Source organism: Gilvimarinus sp. 1_MG-2023, from assembly GCF_030548285.1.
In genome coordinates this window covers 1-424 of record NZ_JAUOSC010000193.1, presented here as the reverse complement: position 1 = coordinate 424, position 424 = coordinate 1, and the positions used below count along the sequence as shown (strand labels likewise).

Here is a 424-nt window from a genome sequence, read left to right as displayed (position 1 = left end):
ATGAATCTTCAAGCCTTTTTCAACGGCATCCGGGTCCATAATGCTCTTGTAGAAAGCCACATCCCGTTCAAGATCATCGACCTGCTGCTCCAGACTGCGGATTGAGCCACGCACCGAGTCAGCGGCATAGCGATCAACTTCCCCGCCTTTTTCGAGAATACCCACATGCTGGGTCAACTCAGTAATCGTTTGCTCATTACGCGACAGGTCACGCAACAACTGATCCCGCTCGGTCTGCAACGAGTCCAGCAAACGATAACTGCCCACCCAGCCCGCGGCAAAACCACCTGCAGCGACGAATACCAACAGGATCAGTATCCAGAATCGAGGACGGGGAGCACGTCCTGGGTGCTCAAGGGATAAAATAACCAGCTCATCTTGCGAGCTGCCCTTTACGGCAGCTCCTGGTTTCAAAGGCATGATG

The 424-nt window shown here is 53.5% G+C and carries 1 protein-coding gene; it reads right to left on the bottom strand.

What is annotated here, in order from left to right; translation table 11 throughout:
- The coding region (locus tag Q4563_RS16380) for a DUF6776 family protein (protein ID WP_336623043.1) at window positions 1-306 on the bottom strand (306 nt) is incomplete at its 3' end.
- Window positions 307-424: the final 118 nt, after the last annotated feature.